The following is a 19,885-nucleotide window of genomic DNA, read 5'->3' as shown; positions in this document are numbered from 1 at the left end:
TTCCGCAACCTTTTGTCACACCCGCGTGAACGGGGCCCATTGCCCGGCACAGCTTCTGATTGTTTACAGCCCCTGAAAGCGAGCCCCTTGAATCCATGGGAAATTCCCGCCTCCCAGCGAAGATATTTACAACTATATGCACGCTAACGAAAATAGTTTACAAATAAACGCTTAGTTTACCGTTACTTATTCCATTCTTTTCGAACGGCGGTATGATCGACGCAGGGATGGGAAATGCCGCAGTGCGGCGTTCGAGAGCTTTAGATCTAGGGAGGATCTCCATGAAAGATGATGCTCAAACCACCGCTGCCGGGGTTTACCCCCCGTCGTCCGAGTTTGTGACCGGCGCGCATATTGATGCGGCGCGGTACGATGAGATGTACGCGCGGTCGCTGAGCGACCCGGACGGGTTCTGGGCCGAACAGGCGCAGCGGCTCGACTGGATGGCGCGGCCGACCAAGATCAAGAACACCTGCTTCGAGTTCGGCAAGGTCGATATCAAATGGTACGAGGACGGCGTGCTCAACGTCGCCTACAACTGCGTCGACCGCCACCTCAAGACCCGCGCCAACCAGACCGCCATCATCTTCGAGCCCGACAACCCCGAAGATCCCGCCCAGCACATCACCTATGCCGAGCTCTACGACAAGGTGAACCGCATGGCCAACGTCCTGCTCTCCCAGGGCGTCATGCGCGGCGACCGCGTCGTCATCTACCTGCCGATGNGAGCTCTACGACAAGGTGAACCGCATGGCCAACGTCCTGCTCTCCCAGGGCGTCATGCGCGGCGACCGCGTCGTCATCTACCTGCCGATGATCCCCGAGGCCGCCTATGCCATGCTGGCCTGCGCGCGCATCGGCGCCATCCATTCCATCGTCTTCGCCGGCTTCTCCCCCGACGCGCTGGCCAACCGCATCAACGATTGCGGCGCCAAGATCGTCATCACCGCCGACACCGCGCCCCGCGGCGGCCGCAAGACCGCGCTCAAATCCAACACCGACGCCGCCCTGCTGCACTGTTCCGACAAGGTGCGCTGCCTCGTCGTCAAGCATACCGGCGACCAGACCACCTGGATCCAGGGCCGCGATGTCGATCTCAACTACCTCATGGAGCACGCCGCCCCCGACTGCCCGCCGCGCCCGATGAACGCCGAAGACCCGCTTTTCATCCTCTACACCTCGGGCTCCACCGGCAAGCCCAAGGGGGTTGTGCACGCAAGTGGTGGATATTTGGTTTACGCCGCCATGACGATGGAGACCGTCTTCGATTACCACGAGGGCGACGTCTATTGGTGCACCGCCGACGTGGGCTGGGTGACCGGGCATTCCTACATTGTTTACGGGCCCTTGGCCAATGGCGCCACGACGCTGATGTTCGAGGGCGTGCCGACCTGGCCCGATGCCAGCCGGTTCTGGCAGGTTTGTGAGAAACACAAGGTAAATCAGTTCTACACCGCGCCGACGGCCATTCGCGCGCTGATGGGCCAGGGTGACGATTTCGTAACCGGTTGCGATCTATCCTCGCTCAAGGTGCTGGGCACCGTGGGCGAACCGATCAATCCGGAGGCGTGGAACTGGTATAACGACAAGGTGGGTCAGGGCCGCTGCCCGATCGTCGACACCTGGTGGCAGACCGAGACCGGCGGGCATCTGATGACGCCGCTGCCGGGTGCGCATGCGACCAAGCCGGGCGCGGCGATGAAACCGTTCTTCGGGGTCAAACCCGTGGTGCTGGAGCCGACGAGCGGCGAGATCATCGCCGACCGCCCGACCGAGGGCGTGCTGGCGATTGCCGATAGCTGGCCGGGGCAGATGCGCACGGTCTGGGGCGATCACGAGCGCTTCGAGCAGACCTATTTCCAGCAATACAAGGGCTATTACTTCTCCGGCGACGGCTGCCGGGTGGATGCGGACGGCGATTACTGGATCACCGGGCGGGTCGATGACGTGATCAACGTCTCGGGCCACCGCATGGGCACGGCCGAGGTGGAATCGGCGCTGGTGGCGCATGCCAAGGTCGCCGAGGCCGCGGTGGTGGGCTATCCGCATCCGGTGAAGGGCCAGGGCATCTATTGCTACGTGACGCTGATGAACGACGAGGAGCCGTCGGAGGATCTCAAGAAGGAGCTGCGCACCTGGGTGCGCACCGAGATCGGCCCGATCGCCTCGCCGGATCTGATCCAGTGGGCGCCGGGCCTGCCCAAGACCCGTTCCGGCAAGATCATGCGCCGCATCCTGCGCAAGATCGCCGAAAACGATTTCGGCGCCCTCGGCGACACCTCAACTCTCGCCGACCCCTCCGTCGTCGAGGACCTCATCGAAAACCGCGCAAACAAGGGGTNAAAACGATTTCGGCGCCCTCGGCGACACCTCAACTCTCGCCGACCCCTCCGTCGTCGAGGACCTCATCGAAAACCGCGCAAACAAGGGGTAGTCGCTCCATCAATCGCCACAAAAGGGGCGGCGCCCATCCGGGGCCGCCCCTTTTTGCTGCGTGCGCCGCGCCCGCGAATGGAAAGGCCGGGCTAACCACGCGGTCGAAAATACCGATAAGTTTCGCAAAACCGCTGCCGCGGCACGCGCTTTGTGCTAGGCTCGATCCGTGGGGGCCTTTGTATCTGATGGAGTGGATCCATGCAGTTTACAGGTGTTCCCCCCGCGGCGGCACCTTTGGCAACCGGGCATCCTCTCGGCCTACCGGCAGTGCCGGATGGCCCCCCGACCGAAACCAAGGTGCAACCCGTTTCCGAACAGGCAAAAACCGGCGCCGATGCCGGCCCCTCCGGGCAGACCCCCGCCCGGTTCTGGCGCGGCCTGAGCGGGCAGCCCGACCCGGCGCGCCATGTCGCACCGCCTTCGATCGTTCAGATCAAGATCTCCGCGATTCTCGAGAAACAGGCCGAGAAGCTCTTGAACGACGCACACAAGGCCGTGTTTCAGGACAGCGCCGACGCCGACCGCACGCCCCCTGCCGACACCGCCCCGCCACCGTCCGCCTCGGAAGAAGCCGAGCCGCCCCATATACCCGCCGAAACGGCGCCCGACGCCTCCCGGTCCAAACCGGACCCCACGGTTCCCGATGGCAGGGACGAGAGCGCAGCGGATACGGGCACTTACGGCCCGCGACACGGGTTTTCGCAAGAGGCTGTCTTCGCCCCGGCCACCTGACCCCGCCGCGTCCGGCTCCCCTGTACGCGGCCTCGCGCCGGGGAGCCGTGCCCTTTGGCAGCGCGGATCCCAGACGCTCGCTATCCGCAGCGTCAAATGCGGAAACAAGCGTGCATTTCCCCCTCACCCTCGCTTTTCATGCGCAAACGCATGGCCTATAAGCGCCCAATCAAGGGGCCAGGGAATAAAGGCCCGGCAAATCACCGGCGAGGATTGCATGAGCAAAGACACCCACGAAGCCGATGTGGCCTTTATCAAGGCATTGGCAGAACTGCTCCGCGAAAACGACCTGACGGAGCTGCAGGTGAAACGCGACTACGGCGAGGACGACAGCCTGAACGTCCGGGTCAGCCGCGCGGCACCGCAGGCGGCCCCCGTCATGACCGCCGTCGCAGCCCCCGCCCCCGCGGCCCCTGCCGCCGCACCGGTCGCCGCAGCGGCCCCGGCACCCGAAGATCCCGCGGCCCATCCCGGCGCGGTGACCTCGCCCATGGTAGGCACCGTCTACATGCAGCCCGAACCCGGCGCCCCCTCGTTCATCAGCGTGGGCCAGCAGGTCAAGGAAGGCGATACGCTGGTCATCGTCGAGGCGATGAAGACCATGAACCACATCCCCGCCCCCCGCGCGGGCACGGTCAAGCGCATCCTCGTCGAGGACGGCGCCCCCGTCGAATACGGCGCCCCCCTGGTCATCCTCGAATAAGGAGCGACCCCGATGTTCGACAAGATCCTCATCGCCAACCGCGGCGAGATCGCGCTGCGCGTCATCCGCGCCTGCCGCGAGATGGGCATCGCCTCGGTTGCGGTGCATTCCACCGCCGATGCCGACGCCATGCATGTGCGCATGGCCGACGAAAGCATCTGCATCGGCCCGGCCCCCTCGACCGACAGCTATCTGAGCCCGCTCGCCATCATCTCGGCCTGCGAGATCTCGGGCGCGCAGGCGATCCACCCGGGCTATGGGTTCCTGTCGGAAAACGCCCGCTTCGTGCAGATGGTCGAGGATCACGGGCTGACCTTCATCGGCCCCTCCGCCGAGCATATCCGCGTCATGGGCGACAAGATCACCGCCAAGGACACGATGAAGGCGCTCGGTGTGCCCTGCGTGCCGGGCTCGGACGGCGGTGTGCCCGATGTCGAGACCGCCAAGAAGATCGGCCGCGAATTCGGTTATCCGGTGATCATCAAGGCCACCGCCGGCGGCGGCGGGCGCGGCATGAAGGTCGCCGCATCGGAAGCCGAGATGGAGCGGGCCTTCCAGACCGCACGGGCCGAGGGCAAGGCCGCCTTCGGCAATGACGAGGTCTATATCGAGAAATACCTGCAGAAGCCGCGCCATATCGAGATCCAGATCTTCGGCGACGGCAAGGGCAACGCCGTGCATCTGGGCGAGCGCGACTGTTCGCTGCAACGGCGCCACCAGAAGGTGTTCGAAGAGGCCCCGGGCCCCTGCATCACCCCCGAAGAGCGCGCCCGCATCGGCGCGACTTGCGCCGAGGCCATGGCCGAGCTGAAATATTCCGGCGCGGGCACCATCGAGTTCCTTTACGAAGACGGCGAGTTCTATTTCATCGAGATGAACACCCGTCTTCAGGTGGAACACCCGGTGACCGAGGCGATTTTCGGCGTCGATCTGGTGCGCGAACAGATCCGCGTGGCCGAGGGCTATCCGCTGTCCTTCACGCAGGAGGATCTCACCATCGACGGCCACGCCATCGAGGTGCGGATCAACGCGGAAAAACTGCCGAACTTCACCCCCTGCCCCGGCAAGATCACCCAGTATCATGCGCCGGGCGGGCTGGGCGTGCGGATGGATTCGGCGCTCTATCAGGGCTATTCGATCCCGCCCTATTACGACAGCCTGATCGGCAAGCTCATCGTGCGCGGCCGCGACCGGACCGAAGCGCTCTCGCGGCTCAACCGCGCGCTTGGCGAGCTGATCGTGGACGGCGTCGATACCACCGTCCCGCTCTTCCACGCGCTGCTACAGGAAGAGGCGATCCTCGCCGGCGACTACAACATCCACTGGCTGGAAAAATGGCTGGCCGAGGATCCGTTCTCCACAAGCTGATGTTGCGCGGCGGCGGATACCGGTCGCCAGGCGCGCGGGGGGGCCGTGGATGACGGTAACCCCCGAACTTCTCGTGCAAGCCTATCGCTCGGGCATCTTCCCCATGGCCGAGCATCGCGACGACCCCGAGCTGTTCTGGGTCGATCCGCGCCGCCGGGGCATCGTTCCGATGGACGGGCTGCACATCTCGCGCAGCCTTGCCAAGCGGCTCGGACGGGACGATTACCGCGTGAGCGTCGATACCGCTTTCGAAGAGGTGATCGACGCCTGCGCCGACCGGCGCGAAACCTGGATCAACCACGAAATCCGGGCGCTTTTCGTCGATCTCCACCATCGCGGCCTTGCGCATTCGCTCGAGGTCTGGATGGATGGCGCGCTGGCCGGCGGGATCTACGGTCTGGAAATCGGCGCTGCCTTTTGCGGAGAGTCGATGTTCTCGCGCCGCCGCGACGGCTCCAAGATTGCGCTCTGCTGGCTGATCGACCTGCTCGGGCGCGCGGGCTTTACCCTGTTCGACACGCAATTCCTGACCGAGCATCTCGCCTCCATGGGCGGGATCGAGATTTCACGCGCCGACTACCGGGCCCGGCTTGCAGAGGCGCTGACGCAGACCGCGGATTTCGCGGGAACCCCGCTGGCGCGCTCGGGTCAGGAGGTGGTGCAGCGCAACACCCAGACGTCGTAGCGCTGATGATCCATCGCATTCAAAGCGGGGGAGGAGGCCACCATCCAGCCACGGAACACCGGCTCGGCCTCTCCGGCCTCGCGGACGGTCAGGAAGGCAAAGGCGTCGCCGGCCCGGTTGCCTTCGGGATAGCGGCATTCGCGCAGCGCGATCTCGATACGACCGAACTGTACCGATTGCCCCGAGAGGATCTCGATATCGGTCGCCTTGCCGGTGAGCTTGTCGAGCCCGCGCAGCACGGCCCCATTGCCCGTGCTGGTCGCCTCCTGCGCCGGCAGCGCAGTCGCGGCAAGGGCAAGGGCCAGCGTCAAACTGCGGATCATTCGTTGCCTCCCCCGCCGACATATTTCAGCAGCAACGAGATCAGGCTCACCGAGCCCTGCGTGTCGAGAATCTCGTCTCCGGCCTCGTAATAGAACAGCGAGCCGCCGGGGCTGATCTCGACAAAATTCCCGCCCAGAAGCCCTTCGGAAGAGATCACGATGGCGCTGTCGTCGGGAATGCGGATCCCGTCCTGCACGCTGAGGGACATATCGGCGCGATAGGTTTCGTCGTTCAGCGCGATGCCGGTCACCGTGCCGACCTTGACCCCCGCAAGCCGCACATCGCTGCCCACGGTGATGCCTTCGAGCGACCGGAAGCTGGCGGTCAGCGGATAGCCCGCCTCCCCCAGCCGGAACCCCGTGGTCGTCACCGCATAGGCGCCGAACGCAATCGCGGCGGCGAGCACCGCCCCGCCGACCAACACCTCTGTGGCGGACGTGGTCATGAAGTTATTCCGGGCTCCAGGCCTCATAATCCTGCCGGGCCTTGGGCTCGATCTGGCGAATCGAGCCCTGCGGCGCATAGGCCAGCGCCGTCCCGGTCAGGTTTTCGATATGCGGCTTTTCCCAGCTCTTGTGGGGCAGCGGCTTGTCGGTGGGCGGCTCGTCGAACGTATAGTGCAGCCAGCCATGCCAGTCGGGGCTGATGCGGCTTGCCTCGATCTCACCGTTGTAGATCACCCAGCGCCGCTTGCCGTCCTTGGTCTGGTAGAAGGTGTTGCCCTGTTCATCCTCGCCCACACGGGTTCCGTTGCGGCTGCTCCAGAGACGGGTGTTGAGCGTGGCCCCGTTCCACCAGGTCAAAGCGCTTACGAGCGAGTTCAGAATGCCCATGGACGACTCCTCGGTATCTTCCTGTTTTCTATATGGCGAATTCGGCGCCGAAGGTCCAGCGCGCATCCGGCTTACGCCGGCGCCAGGGCGGTCACTTCGATCTCGATCCGGTATTGCGGTGCGATCAGGTTGCATTCGATCATCGTGGCCGCCGGCGGGTTTGCCCCGAAGGTCTCGGCCAGGATTGGCCAGCAGAGTTCGAACTCGGCCGCGTCCGGCAGGTAGTAATTGACCCGCACCGCATCGGCAAAGCTCGCGCCCGCCTCGTCCAGCGCCTTGCCGATCACCTCCAGCGCCGAACGGCACTGCTCCTCGACGCTGTCGCCCTGCCCGACCGTGCCCGCCACATGCACGAAGCCGCCCGCGACAACCGCGCGACAATAGCCGATCTTGGCCTCGAAGGCGCCGCCGGAAGAAATACGTCTGATGGTCATGTTCCGTCCTCGCACGAAAAAGGCGGGGCCGAACCCCGCCTTGAAATCCTTTTTATCCGCGCCTCAGCCCGCCGACGCGCCCTCTTTCTTGGGGTCCGCGTAGATCATCAGCGGCTTGGCCTCCGAGGTCACCGCCTCTTCGTTCACCACCACCTCGGTCACATCGTCCATGCCCGGCAGCTCGAACATCGTGTCGAGCAGGATGCCTTCGAGGATCGACCGCAGCCCGCGGGCACCGGTCTTGCGCTCGATGGCCCGCTTGGCGATGGCCGACAGCGCATCGTCGGTGAAGCTGAGCTGGGTATCTTCCATCTCGAAGAGCCGCTGATATTGCTTGACCAGCGCGTTCTTGGGCTGGGTCAGGATGGTGACCAGCGCGTCCTCGTCGAGATCCTCCAGCGTCGCGATCACCGGCAGACGGCCAACGAATTCCGGGATCAGGCCGAATTTCAGCAGATCCTCGGGCTCCAGATCCTTGAAGATCTCGCCAGTGCCACGCTCGTCCGGGTCGCGCACATCGGCGCCAAAGCCCATGGCCGAGCCCTTGCCGCGCTGCGCGATGATCCGGTCGAGACCGGCGAAAGCACCACCGCAGATGAAGAGAATGTTCGTCGTGTCCACCTGCAGGAATTCCTGCTGCGGATGCTTGCGCCCGCCCTGCGGCGGCACCGAAGCAACGGTGCCCTCCATCAGCTTGAGCAGCGCCTGCTGCACGCCCTCGCCCGACACGTCGCGGGTGATCGAGGGGTTTTCCGACTTGCGGGTGATCTTGTCGACCTCGTCGATATAGACGATGCCGCGCTGCGCACGCTCGACATTGTATTCGCTGGCCTGAAGCAGCTTGAGGATGATGTTCTCCACATCCTCGCCCACATAGCCGGCCTCGGTCAGCGTGGTGGCGTCGGCCATGGTGAAGGGCACATCGAGGATGCGCGCCAGCGTCTGCGCCAGCAGCGTCTTGCCGCAGCCGGTGGGGCCGATCAGCAGGATGTTCGACTTCGCCAGCTCGATGTCCGAGCTTTTCTGCGAGTGATTCAGACGTTTGTAATGGTTGTGCACCGCGACCGAGAGCACGCGCTTGGCCATCGCCTGGCCGATCACGTAATCGTCGAGCACGTCGCAAATCTCGCGCGGGCTGGGCACCCCTTCGGAGGATTTCAGGCCAGCGCCCTTCGTCTCCTCGCGGATGATGTCCATGCAGAGCTCGACGCATTCATCGCAGATGAAGACGGTGGGCCCCGCGATCAGCTTGCGCACTTCGTGCTGGCTCTTGCCGCAAAAGCTACAGTAGAGGGTGTTCTTGCTGTCGCCGCCGGAATTCGTCGCCATATCACACCTTTCGGGGCCGTTTCACGCTTTGGCTGTGCCAGACTGCCAGCCACAGGCCCATCTTTTTCGCCAATTCCGCAAAGTCTAGGGCACTGCCCCGCGGTCTACAATCTGAAAAATGCCCCGCCGCCCTCGGACGGCGGGGCACCCGATCACGATTTGCTCTCTTCGGCGGCACCGCGGCTTTCGACGATTTCGTCGATCAGACCCCAGGCCTTGGCATCTTCGGGCGACATGAAATTGTCGCGCTCGAGCGCGGCCTCGACGTTTTCGAGCGTCTGGCCGGTATGTTTCACATAGATTTCATTGAGGCGTCGCTTCAGCTTCAGCGTTTCCTCGGCATGAATCATGATGTCGGTCGCCTGGCCCTGGTAGCCGCCGGAGGGCTGGTGGACCATGATCCGGCTGTTGGGCAGCGAGAAGCGCATGCCGGCCTCGCCCGCCGTCAGCAGCAGCGAGCCCATCGAGGCCGCCTGGCCGATCACCAGGGTGGAGACCTTGGGCTTGATGTACTGCATGGTGTCGTAGATCGACAGGCCCGAGGTCACAACACCACCGGGGCTGTTGATATACATCGAGATTTCCTTGGCCGGGTTCTCGGCCTCGAGGTGCAGAAGCTGCGCCACGATCAGGCTCGACATGCCGTCATGCACCGGGCCCGAGACGAAAATGATGCGCTCTTTGAGCAGGCGCGAGAAAATGTCGTAGGCGCGTTCGCCCCGGCTGGTCTGCTCGACCACCATGGGGACGAGAGTATTCATGTAGATGTCAAAAGGGTCTTTCATATCCGCCTGCCTGCTGTTGTCCTGAAATGCCTATCCGGTCAGTGTTAAGAGATTCTTAGTATCGGGCCCCGGGCGCCGCAAGGGCTCGTGGCGGATTTGGCACGGCGCATCTCAGGCACCGCCCCAGTCCTGAGGGGCCGCACAGGCGTGCTGGGCGCATTCCATCTCAAGCACCACATGGGCGATTCCGAACCGGGCTTTCATGCGATCCTTGACCGCGGCCTTGATCGTGTCGGCCTCTCCCCAGGCGCCCTCGCGCACCACGAGATGGGCCTGAAGCGCCGCGCGATGCTCGTCGATCTGCCACAGATGCGCCTTGTGCAGACCGTCCACCCCCGCGACCTTGCGCGCCTCGTCGAGCACCTCGCGGGGCGTCAGTTCGGGCGGGCTGCCCAGCATGAGGATGCGGATCACCCCGCCGATCTCGGAAAACGCCATCCAGAGGATGTAGCCGGCGATGAGCAGCGTCACCAGCGGGTCGATCCAGGTCCAGCCGAAGAGCAGGATCACCGTGCCCGCCACGATCACGGCGACCGATCCGAGCGCATCGGCAAGGTTGTGCAGAAACGCCGCACGGATGTTCACGCTGTCCTTGGACATTGTCCAGGTGAGCAGCGCGGTGACCAGATCCACCACCAGCGCCAGCGCCGCGATGATCACCACCAGCCAGCCCTCGACCGGCTCGGGCGACAGGAAGCGCAGCACCGCCTCCATCACCAGATAGAGCCCGATGACGATCAGCGTGGTGTAGTTGACCAGCGCCGCCACCACCTCGGCGCGGGCATAGCCGAAGGGCATGTCGGCACTGGCCGGGCGGCGTGCGATCTTTCGCGCCACGGCGGCGATCACCAGCGAAATCGCATCGGAGAAATTGTGCAACGCATCGGCGATCATGGCGAGGCTGCCCGACAGGATCCCCCCGGCCACCTGCGCCACCGTCAGCAGAAGATTGACCGCGATCGCACCGGCAAGGCGGGCGTCGCCGGCATCCGGATCCACGTGATGGTGATGATGGTGGTGATGGTCGTGCGGCATGGGAGAAACAGTCGGCAGGAGGAGACGGACGGCAGGGCCGTTTCCTGTCAGAGTGCGTCTGCACAGGCAAAGGTCAACCCCCACACCTCACGGCGCCAGCGGATCCGGGCGCACCAGACGCCCGTCGAACACGCCACGCGCATACCAGGGCCGGCGCCCCCAGGTTCGCGCGACCAGCACATCGACCTGCGGACGCCACCTGAACATGCGGTCGTCTTTCACCCGCGCCCAATAAAGCCTGCCTTCATGGCGGCACGCGTCCAGCACCAGACCGCTTTCCAGCGGTTTGCCGCGCGCGCTCACCACAACCGCGCTGTGTTCCACCGGGAAATAGAACCGGCCGGTGGATATGACGACATGGCTCTCCAGCAGTGCGAACGGCTCTTGCCGGAGTTTCGCATCAAAGGCTTCGGCCCAGGCCCGGCAGAGCGCCGGCGTCTTGACGTCGAAGGCGATGCCCCGGCGTTTGGCCTGGGCCATGAGGTGCTGACCGTAGTCGCGCGCCAGCGCGCGCGGAACGTCATAGGCCAGATCGGAGAGGCGCCGCGCATCGGGCAGCGCAACCCCGGGCTCAAGCGTCAGGATGGCCCAGGTGAGCGCATCGCGCTGCTCCGCGGTTGCGGTGGGGGGCAGTTTCGGCGGCGGCGGCGCGCAACCGGCAAGGGCCAGCACCACAAGCCAGCCAAGGAGAGGCGGAACCCGTGTCATGCCAGCGCGCTAGCACGAGAGCCGGAAAGGTCGGGTTAACGCGGGCGGCGCTGTCGCCGCCCGCGCCGGATCTCAGCCGAACATGTCGGCGGTGATGCCATCGTACCAGCCGAGGCTTTCCTCATAGGTCGCCTTGCGCAAGGCGGTATCCTCGCCGGTCTGGCTGACGAAGCTCGACACGCTGGCGATCTTTTCCTCGGTCGGCTCATAGGCCGCCCCGACCTTGACCCCATCCTCGGGCGCGATGAGCGACCAGCAGGTGTTGGAGTATTTCGCCGGGAACACGCGCGATCCGGTCAGCGCGCCGCGAATCGCCATGGCCGCCACCTTGGCCTGGGAATTGGCCGAGAACCCGGATTTCGGCATGTCGCCCTGCGCCGAGGCATCGCCCAGGATATGGATGTCGGGATCCATGCGGCTGACCATGCTGTGCCCGTCCACCGGCGCCCAGTTGCCCTCGGTCAACCCCGCCGCCGCGCAGATATGGCCTGCCTTCTGCGCCGGAATGACATTGACCACGTCGGCCTTCACCAGCTCGCCGTCGATATCGACCTCCATGCCGGCGGGATCGACGCGGACATTGCCGCCGCCGAAATCCGGCCCCAGCCGTTCGACCATGCCTTGATAGTGCCGTTCCCATCCCTCCTCGAACAGCGCCTGTTTGGAAAAGCCCGGCTTGGGATCGGCGATGAGGATCTTGGCGGTGGGATTGTGGGTCTTGAAATGATGCGCCACCATCGAGATCCGCTCGTAGGGGCCCGGCGGGCAGCGGTAGGGGTTGGGCGGTGCCACCATGACATAGGTGCCGCCCTGAGGCATCGCCTCGATCTGCGCCTTCAGCAGCGCGGTCTGGGTGCCGGCCTTGTAGGCATGCGGCATGACGTCCTGCGCGCTGAGATCCCAGCCCGGAACGGCCCCCTCGACAAAGTCGATACCGGGGCTGAGGACCAGCTTGTCATAGGGCAGGCTGGCGCCCCCGGCGAGGTGCACGGTTCTGGCGTCGCGATCCACGCCAATCACCCAGTCATGCACCACATTAACCCCGTAACCCGCCGCCAGCGTCCCATAGCCATGCGCGAGGCTGTCGAGCGTGCGGAACCCGCCGAGATAGAGATTGGAGAAAAAGCAGGTGTAATAGCTGCGCGTCGGTTCGACCAGCATGACCTCGATCCCGCCCTGGCTGTCCTTGGCCAGATAGCGCGCGGCGGTGGCGCCGCCCGCGCCGCCGCCCACCACCACGACACGCGGTCGCCCCTGCGCGCCCAGCATCGGTGCCGAAAGCGCGGCGGCAGCCGCCGCGCCTGTGCCCATGAAGACCCGTCTGTTCCATCTCATGTCCATTCCTCCCTTAAGCTGGACAGGTTGCGAAACTTGGAAACCGGCGCCAGCCCGGCCCGCGGGCGCCGGATCGGGCGGACTCGCGAGACAGGGGGTGGCGGGAATAGGCAGCAGACGCGACGGACCGAAACAGGCGGGAGGGCGCGCTAGAGGCGGAAGGCCGGCGCCTTGGGCAGCGCGTTCGGCGCGCGCTCTTCGGCGTGGCCCTGGGGCAGAAGCCCGAAGGCGGCGGCCAGGGCGATCAGCCCGGCGAACCAAAGGATTCTCGCACGAAAGGTCATGGTACAATGCTCCGATACAGACCCGCGCCCGGCGCGGTGAAAATGCAGATCTCGCGCGGGACCATAAAACCGGCCCGTGCCGGGGGTCCGAGGCCCCCGCGCCATCCTGCCTCTGTCCTCTCATACGGAGCAATTGCGGAATTCCTGACCTCCCCTATTCGAGATTTCGGAAATAGGCGGCCAGCGCCGCGATCTCCTCGTCGGAGAGGCGGCCGGCCATCATCTGCATGACCGGATGCGGGCGGAGCTTGCGTTTGTAGGCATGCATCGCCACCACAAAATCTTCGACCGGCCAGCGGGTGATCGAGGGAATGCCCGCATCGGAGCCGTCCTGCTGATGGCAGGTAAGGCATTCCGAGGCGAGATAGGCGCCGTAATCCGCATCGCCCACGATGGCCAGCACCTCGGGCGGCAGCGCGACCTCGCGCGGCAACGCAGTCGGGGCGGATTCGGGGATGTCCTGCGGGCTGGCGGTGAAATCGCGCAGATAGGCCAGCACGTCGTGCCGGTCCTGTGGATTCGCGAGGCCACGAAAGGACATGCGGGTGCCGCTGACCAGCGCGCGGGGGTTTTCGAGATAGGCGTCGAGCCGGTCGTAATCCCAGACCAGACCGTCGGAAAAGGCGCGGTCCATTGCCTTGGAATAGGAGAAATCCTCGATGGCGCCGGCGCGGCGTCCGAAGATCTCGTTAAGATGAGGCCCGATGCGATTTCTCGCACCGGGCCCGATCTGATGGCATCCCTTGCACAAACCGAAGATCTCCGCGCCGCGCGCGGCGTCTCCGAGGCGTTCCGCCTGATCTTCGGCATGCGCGGCCCCTGGCGGGGCCAGCGCGATGCACAATGCGAGAAGCCGGGCTTTCATGGCATCATTAGAACTGACGCAGATACTCGATCACCGCATCCACATCTTCCGGCTTTTTCAGACCGGCGAAGGACATCTTGTTGCCCTTGATGTAGTTGCGCGGATCCGCCAGGTAGCCGTGCAGCGTTTCGACATCCCAGACGCCGCCATGTTCGGCCATCGACTTGGAATATTTGAAATCGCCGACCGACGCGATCGGACGGTCCACGATGCCGTTCAGCACCGGGCCGGTGCGGTTCTTGGCACCGTCGCCGACCTGGTGGCAGGCCTTGCACTTGCGGAAGACCTTTTCGCCTTCGGCGGCCAGCGCGGCGTCGATGGGCGCGGCAGCGGCCATCTCTTCGGCGGCGGGGGCCTCCTCGGCCGCAGGCGCAGCCTCTTCGGCAACGGCGGCGACCTCGGTCGTCTCGGCGGGGGCTGCGGCGGCCTCTTCGGCCATGCCGTCCTCGCCACCGTGATCCGGGGTCACGTCGAGCACCGTGGCCCGCATGGTGATTTCCACGCTCTCCTTGCAGTTCTCCATGCAAGGTTCGCCGCTCCAGATCGTGTATTCGGTCTCGGCCCGGTCATCGACGATGAACCCGTCCTTGTTGGGCATCTCGAACTCGGCGAAATTCTCGTCCGACAGAACGAAATCGTCATCCACGAGATCGTTCGAGTAGAGAATATAGGCCACGATCGCATAGACCTCGTCCGGCGACAGCGTCTGCGCGCTGCCGAAGGGCATCGAGCGGTGCACGTAATCCCACACGGTCGAGAGATACGGCCAGTAGGAGCCCACGGTCTTCAGCGGGTCCTCGTGGTCGAGCGTGCCGTCACCGCCGGCCAGTTTCGGCCAGTTGTCCACGCCTTCGGCAAAGGAGCCGTGGCAGACCGCGCAATTCTCTTCGAACACGGTCTCGCCGGTCCAGACATCGCCGGAGCCGGCCGGAAGACCGGTGCCGTCGGGGCTCACGTCCACGTTCCAGGCAGCAACCTCTTCGGGCAGCGCCGCACGGCCGAGGCCGAACTTCTTGTCCGCGTCGGCGGTGGCCGCCTCGGCGGCACCGACCAGCAGGCCCGAAGACGCATGCGCCACCGGCTCGGGCGCGGGCAGCGCCGCCATGGTGCGCGGGCTTTCCGGCCATTTGGCGACGTTGCGGTCAGCGAAATTCACCGATGCGGTCAGCACCAGTGCGATGCCGACAGCCGTCCCGGCATAGAGATTAAGAGACTTCGACATTTTCGGCCTCCCCGTTCGGTTTGACCCACCAGGTCTGGATGCAGTTGTTGTGATAGATCGAGTTCAGCCCCCGGACCTCGCGTAGCTGCGCCTTGGTCGGCTGGACATAGCCCGTCTCGTCCATGGCGCGGGACTGGAGGAACATCTCCTCGCCGTTCCACTCGGTGTCGAGATAGAAGCGGACCATCGCCTTGTCGCCGGCATCGGTGGCCAGACGCGCGGTTTCCCAGGTCTTGCCGCCGTCCTTGGAGACGTCCACACGGGTGATCTTGCCGTGGCCGGTCCAGGCAATGCCGGTGATGACCAGCGGGCCGTGGCCATGGGTGATCGGCATCTGCGGGCTGGGCGAGGTGACGACCGACTTGGCGTCCATGACCCAGGTCCACTTGCGCGACGTGCCGTCGGCCAGCGTGTCGGTGTATTTGGAGGTCTCTTCACGGCTCTCGATGGGGCCGTCGGTGATCTCCATGCGGCGGATCCACTTGACCCACATATTGCCTTCCCAGCCGGGAACGACCAGACGCGCCGGATAGCCATGCTCCTTGCGGAGTGCCTCGCCGTTGGCCTTGATCGCGACCAGACAGTCGTCGAGCGCCTTTTCCAGCGGGATCGAGCGGCCGTTCGACGACGCATCGGCGCCCTCGACGTAAAGCCACTTGCCCTCGACCTCGCCGTTCCAGCCGGCTTCGGCCAGAAGCGTGCGGACCGGGATGCCCGAGTATTCCATGTTATGGATCATCCCGTGGGTGAACTGCGCGCCGTTTAGCTGCGCGCCCGCCCATTCCATGCCGGTGTTCGCCGCGCATTCGCAGAAATAGACGTGGTTCTCGCGCGGGAAGCGCTCCAGGTCCTCGTAGGAGAAGACCATCGGCGTCTCCACTAGGCCGTTGATCATCAGCCGGTAGTCTTCCTTCTTCAGCTCGATCGCGCCCGAGTGGTGCCGCTCGAAGGCGCAGCCGGTGGGGGTGATCGTGCCGTCCAGCGCGTGGATCGGCGTGAAGTTGATCGACGAGATCGTGTCGGCGGTCAGCCATTCCACGTTCCGGCGGATCACGTCATCTTCGTATTTGATCGGCAGGCCGTAGGGCGTGGCATCGACGCCGTCGCCAAAGCTGCTGGCCCAGTCCTGCACCTCGGTGATCAGCGGATCGGGCTCTGCCGCACGGGCCACCGTCGCCGCGACGGTCCCGGCGCCGATTGCCGCCGCGCCCGTCAGGAACTGACGGCGCGAGGCGGACATGCCGTTCTTTTCAGTCGTCATGGTTTCTCTCCTCTCGATGCGCGGGGGCTCAGGCGCCCACCACCTCGACACTCGTATTGGGCGCCACGGTCACGGTGCCCAGCTTCTTGACGTGGCTCTCCACCACATCCCAGATCTGCGGGCCCTCGGTGCCCTCGTTCACAGAGGCCCAGCCGGCGACCACATAGGTCTTGGCCGGGTCGATCGCCTCGCCGGACTTGAGCAGCGTCATATTGGAAATGCGCTCGCCCTGCGGCTTGGTGATGTCGATCCGGTAGCCCATGCCGCCGATGCGGACCATGTCCCCGCCCTGCTGGTAATAGGGATCGGGGTTGAAGATGTTGTCGGCCACGTCCTCGAGGATCACCTTGATGAACTCGCCGGTCATTTCCGAGCGGTAAGCCTGACCGTAGGTCATCGAGGTCACGTTGAAGATGTCCTCGCGGGTGATCGGATCGCCGGGCAGCAGCGACGGGCCCCAGCGCACGCCGGGCGACATGGCGATGTCGGCCTCGCGCTCGGACATGAGCGCGTCGCAGATCAGATCGTCCCAGGAGCCGTTGAAATTGCCCCGGCGATAGAGCAGATCGTCGGTCGTGCCGACCACCTCCTCCAGCTCGGCCTTGAAGGGCGCGCGCTGTTCGTCGATCAGCGCTGCCACATCGGCGTCGGGTTCGATCACGTCCGAGAAGATCGGGATCAGCTTGTGGCGGAAGCCCATCATGCGGCCGTCGCGCACATCCAGATCGACGCGGGAGACGAATTTGCCGTTGGAGCCGGAGGCGATGATGATCGTCTCGCCCACCAGCACCGGCTCGGGCAGCGCGTCATGGGTGTGGCCGGACAGGATCACGTCGATGCCGGTGACCTTGGTCGCCATCTGCTTGTCCACGTCGAAGCCGTTGTGTGACAGGCAGACCACCAGCTCGGCGCCCATGCCGCGCACCTCGTCGACCATCTCCTGCATATGCTCGTCACGGATGCCGAAGCTGTATTCCGGGAACATCCAGCGCGGGTTGGCGATGGGCATATAGGGGAAAGCCTGGCCGATCACCGCCACCTTCACCCCGCCCCGCTCGAAGAACTCATAGGGTTTGAACAGCTCGGCGGGCTCGTCCCACTCGGCGTCAAAGATGTTCTGGCCGAGCGCGGCGAAAGGCAGCCCCTCGACGATCTCCTGCACCCGCTCCGAGCCCAGCGTGAACTCCCAGTGGAAGGTCATCGCGTCGGGCTTGAGCGCGTTCATGACGTTGACCATGTCCTGGCCTTCGGTCTTGTAGCAGGTCATCGAGCCGTGCCAGGTGTCGCCGCCGTCGAGCAGGATCGCATCGGGGCGGTCGGCGCGGATGGCATTGATCACGGTGGCCACGCGATCGAGACCGCCGACCTTGCCATAGCCCTTCGCCAGCGACGAGAAGTCGTTGTAGGTCAACGCATAGGCGGAGGGAGAGCCGTCGTCGATCCCATAGAGCTTGCGGAAGTCGGCGCCGGTCACATGCGGCACCGCGCCCTTGTTGCCACCCACGCCGATGTTCACTTCCGGCTCGCGGAAGTAGATCGGTTTCAACTGCGCATGAATGTCGGTCACGTGGATCAGAGACACGTTGCCGAACGTGTCGAACTGAAGAAGCTGATCCTGCGTGAGGCTTTGCTGCGCGGCAAGCCGCGCCCAGTTGCCGAACCCGCTGGCCCCCACGAGGGCCGAGGCCGCCATGGAAACCTGGAGAAAATCGCGTCTTGAGATCATGGGAGGGATCTTTCTCTGGCTATTCTCAACACACATGCGCATGTGTGAATAAGTTGGAACGTGGACACCCCGCGCGTGAAAACGCACGGGGTGAACCGGTTAGTTGCGGACCGAGGGGCCTTCGACGTCAAGCCCGTTGCCGCGCGAGGCGACATAGAGCTCAAGCGCCACGAATTCCGGCGAGCCGGGGCTGAAGGTTTCCGCGCGCGTGTCGCGGATGCAGCCCTTGAAACGGCCATGGGTGCCGTTCAGCTTGGCGTTCTTCAGACGGTATGTCGGGAAGGCGTTGACCTGCCCTTGGGACAGGTGGTCGGCACGGATGTAGTTGCCGTAGTTCTGCTCGTGGCAGTTGGCGCAGGAAAGCTCCAGCATCCCGTAGCGGGTGTAGTAGATTTCCTTGCCCTTTTCCCAGGTCTCGGCGGCGGGGCCGTCGATGGCAACGTTGACCGGCATGCCGCGCGACACGGAGGACAAAAGCGCCTCCATGTAGATCGCGTCGTTGGCGTCGTATTTCCACTCCTCGGCGCCCATGCGCTCGGTGCGGCACGCGTTCATCTGCATTTGCAGGGTGCGGACCTCGCCGGCCTCTTCGTTCCACTTGGGATAGACGGCGCGCACGCCGGCCATTTCCTCGGGCTCGCCATGGCAGGAGGCGCAGGACTTGCCCTCGGAGCCTTCGACGGTGTTCCAGGTGTCGGTCGCGACATCCACGAAGATCATGCCGGGATTGTCGAAATCGTCCATCTCCATGGCCTGGGTGTCGTCGTCGCGGAAGTGCCAGCCCGACATGACCTCGTCGAGATGCCCTTCCAGATGCGGCGCCGCGGCAGCCTTGGTGGTGATCTCCAGATCACCGTTGATGACCAGTTCGTCGTCGTCAGCACCCCCGGCCGAAAGCATCGGGGCCGTCAGGGCCAGAGCGGCGACCATGGCCGTCATCGTCTTGAATTTCATATATGTTCCCTCCCTGAGACGACCCTGCCCCGGGGAACCGGGGCAGGGCTGCAACCGTTTAGCCGATTGCGATTTCTTTGGTGTCTTCGTAGACCGACCCGTCGTCGTCATACCAGGTGAACTTGAAGGCGCCGGCTTCGGGCACGGTCGCTTCGAATTCGATATACGGGTTGGTCGAGATCGCGGGCTCGAGCGTCACGTCGATCACGCTCTGGCCGTTGAACTCGCAGGTGAAGCGGTTGATGATCGACCGCGGGATCACATTGCCGCTGCTGTCCTTGCGCTGACCCGATTCCATCGGGTGGCTGATGAGCGTCTTGATCGTGACCGCTTCGCCGGCCGACGCTTTTTTCGGGACTTTGACGCGGGGCTTAACACCGTCTGCCATGTTGTATGTCTCCTAAACCTATCTTGTTGCCGATCAGCCGCCGCAGCCGCCGATGGTCACTTTCACGGTCTTGCTGGCCTTGGCGAAAGAGCCGTCGGCGAGCTTGGCCACAGCGACCACGTCCTGCGTGCCGGCGAGGCGGATGCGGGTCGAGGCGTATTGCGAGGCGGCCAGCGGACCGAAGGTGAACTTGGCCACGCCCGGGGTCGGGTTGCCGGCGGCAAGCACCAGGATCTCGGAGGCGCCGGGGGCGCTGACTTCGATCGGAACGGTGTTGCCGTTTTCGGCGATTTCCGGCGCGGTCAGGTCAATGCCCGCATCGGCCATTTCGGCACCGCCGGTGAATTCGGCGATCCATTCGTCCGTGGTGGCGGCGTAAGCGCCTTTCGGCAGCATGGCGACCAGCGCGGCGGCCCCGCCCACGGCAAGGGTTTCACGTCGTGTGAATTCCATGTTTCCGTTTCTCCTAAACAGTTTC

General features: G+C 64.6%; 21 protein-coding genes and 1 pseudogene. 5 read left to right on the top strand and 17 right to left on the bottom strand.

Translation table 11 applies throughout. The annotated features are described in order from the left end of the window. Positions 1 to 281: 281 nt before the first annotated feature. The 5 genes and pseudogenes from acs to aat form a co-directional block, all read left to right on the top strand. Positions 282 to 2,340, top strand: a pseudogene (gene acs / locus M4578_RS20140) (acetate--CoA ligase); the annotation flags it as partial. Positions 2,341 to 2,670: 330 nt separating this feature from the next. Then, entirely contained in the window at positions 2,671 to 3,168 is a 498-nt protein-coding gene (locus M4578_RS20135; protein ID WP_258095020.1) for a hypothetical protein, read from the top strand. 217 nt (positions 3,169 to 3,385) lie between these two features. Then, positions 3,386 to 3,871, top strand: a complete 486-nt coding sequence (accB, locus tag M4578_RS20130) for an acetyl-CoA carboxylase biotin carboxyl carrier protein (RefSeq protein ID WP_258095019.1) — start codon at positions 3,386 to 3,388, stop codon at positions 3,869 to 3,871. A 12-nt stretch (positions 3,872 to 3,883) separates the two neighbouring features. Next, on the top strand, positions 3,884 to 5,239 hold the full coding sequence (accC, locus tag M4578_RS20125) for an acetyl-CoA carboxylase biotin carboxylase subunit (RefSeq protein ID WP_258095018.1): 1,356 nt from the start codon (positions 3,884 to 3,886) through the stop codon (positions 5,237 to 5,239). Positions 5,240 to 5,288: 49 nt separating this feature from the next. Then, complete coding sequence (gene aat, locus M4578_RS20120) at positions 5,289 to 5,924, top strand: leucyl/phenylalanyl-tRNA--protein transferase (RefSeq protein ID WP_258095017.1); 636 nt, start codon at positions 5,289 to 5,291, stop codon at positions 5,922 to 5,924. Here the strand turns inward: aat and M4578_RS20115 are convergent. The 17 genes from M4578_RS20115 to soxY form a co-directional block, all read right to left on the bottom strand. Next, positions 5,888 to 6,247 carry a DUF2155 domain-containing protein gene (locus M4578_RS20115; RefSeq protein ID WP_258095016.1) on the bottom strand — a complete coding sequence of 120 codons (360 nt, stop codon included), beginning with the start codon at positions 6,245 to 6,247 and terminating at the stop codon, positions 5,888 to 5,890. The two genes, aat and M4578_RS20115, sit on opposite strands and share 37 nt — an antisense overlap. Further along, on the bottom strand, positions 6,244 to 6,693 hold the full coding sequence (gene mlaD, locus M4578_RS20110; protein WP_258095015.1) for an outer membrane lipid asymmetry maintenance protein MlaD: 450 nt from the start codon (positions 6,691 to 6,693) through the stop codon (positions 6,244 to 6,246). Before mlaD ends, M4578_RS20115 begins: the two co-directional genes overlap by 4 nt. A gap of 4 nt (positions 6,694 to 6,697) precedes the next feature. After that, on the bottom strand, positions 6,698 to 7,081 hold the full coding sequence (locus tag M4578_RS20105) for an NADH:ubiquinone oxidoreductase subunit NDUFA12 (protein WP_258095014.1): 384 nt from the start codon (positions 7,079 to 7,081) through the stop codon (positions 6,698 to 6,700). A gap of 71 nt (positions 7,082 to 7,152) precedes the next feature. Then, a complete protein-coding gene (locus M4578_RS20100; protein ID WP_258095013.1) occupies positions 7,153 to 7,515 on the bottom strand; it encodes a RidA family protein in 363 nt (120 codons plus the stop codon). A 63-nt stretch (positions 7,516 to 7,578) separates the two neighbouring features. Next, positions 7,579 to 8,844, bottom strand: coding sequence for an ATP-dependent Clp protease ATP-binding subunit ClpX (gene clpX, locus M4578_RS20095; protein ID WP_258095012.1), 1,266 nt, complete (start codon positions 8,842 to 8,844; stop codon positions 7,579 to 7,581). Positions 8,845 to 8,996: 152 nt separating this feature from the next. Beyond that, positions 8,997 to 9,629: an ATP-dependent Clp protease proteolytic subunit gene (locus tag M4578_RS20090; RefSeq protein WP_258095011.1), complete on the bottom strand. Its 633-nt coding sequence runs from the start codon at positions 9,627 to 9,629 to the stop codon at positions 8,997 to 8,999. A 111-nt stretch (positions 9,630 to 9,740) separates the two neighbouring features. Beyond that, complete coding sequence (locus M4578_RS20085; protein WP_258095010.1) at positions 9,741 to 10,664, bottom strand: cation diffusion facilitator family transporter; 924 nt, start codon at positions 10,662 to 10,664, stop codon at positions 9,741 to 9,743. Positions 10,665 to 10,751: 87 nt separating this feature from the next. Continuing rightward, on the bottom strand, positions 10,752 to 11,372 hold the full coding sequence (locus M4578_RS20080) for a hypothetical protein (protein WP_258095009.1): 621 nt from the start codon (positions 11,370 to 11,372) through the stop codon (positions 10,752 to 10,754). Between the two features lie 72 nt (positions 11,373 to 11,444). Beyond that, on the bottom strand, positions 11,445 to 12,707 hold the full coding sequence (locus tag M4578_RS20075) for an NAD(P)/FAD-dependent oxidoreductase (protein WP_258095008.1): 1,263 nt from the start codon (positions 12,705 to 12,707) through the stop codon (positions 11,445 to 11,447). 149 nt (positions 12,708 to 12,856) lie between these two features. After that, positions 12,857 to 12,991 carry a hypothetical protein gene (locus tag M4578_RS20070; RefSeq protein WP_258095007.1) on the bottom strand — a complete coding sequence of 45 codons (135 nt, stop codon included), beginning with the start codon at positions 12,989 to 12,991 and terminating at the stop codon, positions 12,857 to 12,859. 154 nt (positions 12,992 to 13,145) lie between these two features. After that, positions 13,146 to 13,856, bottom strand: a complete 711-nt coding sequence (locus tag M4578_RS20065) for a c-type cytochrome (RefSeq protein WP_258095006.1) — start codon at positions 13,854 to 13,856, stop codon at positions 13,146 to 13,148. A 7-nt stretch (positions 13,857 to 13,863) separates the two neighbouring features. Further along, positions 13,864 to 15,078, bottom strand: coding sequence for a c-type cytochrome (locus M4578_RS20060; RefSeq protein ID WP_258095005.1), 1,215 nt, complete (start codon positions 15,076 to 15,078; stop codon positions 13,864 to 13,866). Next, a complete protein-coding gene (gene soxC / locus M4578_RS20055; RefSeq protein WP_258095004.1) occupies positions 15,062 to 16,339 on the bottom strand; it encodes a sulfite dehydrogenase in 1,278 nt (425 codons plus the stop codon). The genes M4578_RS20060 and soxC overlap by 17 nt, the downstream gene beginning before the upstream one ends. A gap of 28 nt (positions 16,340 to 16,367) precedes the next feature. Beyond that, positions 16,368 to 18,065: a thiosulfohydrolase SoxB gene (gene soxB / locus M4578_RS20050; protein ID WP_258095003.1), complete on the bottom strand. Its 1,698-nt coding sequence runs from the start codon at positions 18,063 to 18,065 to the stop codon at positions 16,368 to 16,370. Between the two features lie 99 nt (positions 18,066 to 18,164). Then, positions 18,165 to 19,019: a sulfur oxidation c-type cytochrome SoxA gene (soxA, locus tag M4578_RS20045; RefSeq protein ID WP_258095002.1), complete on the bottom strand. Its 855-nt coding sequence runs from the start codon at positions 19,017 to 19,019 to the stop codon at positions 18,165 to 18,167. A 58-nt stretch (positions 19,020 to 19,077) separates the two neighbouring features. Next, positions 19,078 to 19,407: a thiosulfate oxidation carrier complex protein SoxZ gene (gene soxZ, locus M4578_RS20040; protein WP_258095001.1), complete on the bottom strand. Its 330-nt coding sequence runs from the start codon at positions 19,405 to 19,407 to the stop codon at positions 19,078 to 19,080. Between the two features lie 33 nt (positions 19,408 to 19,440). Further along, on the bottom strand, positions 19,441 to 19,860 hold the full coding sequence (gene soxY / locus M4578_RS20035; protein WP_258095000.1) for a thiosulfate oxidation carrier protein SoxY: 420 nt from the start codon (positions 19,858 to 19,860) through the stop codon (positions 19,441 to 19,443). Positions 19,861 to 19,885: the final 25 nt, after the last annotated feature.

The organism is Salipiger pentaromativorans, from assembly GCF_024721115.1.
In the GTDB taxonomy this organism is placed as follows: domain Bacteria; phylum Pseudomonadota; class Alphaproteobacteria; order Rhodobacterales; family Rhodobacteraceae; genus Salipiger; species Salipiger pentaromativorans.
This window is presented reverse-complemented; position numbering and strand designations above follow the sequence as displayed.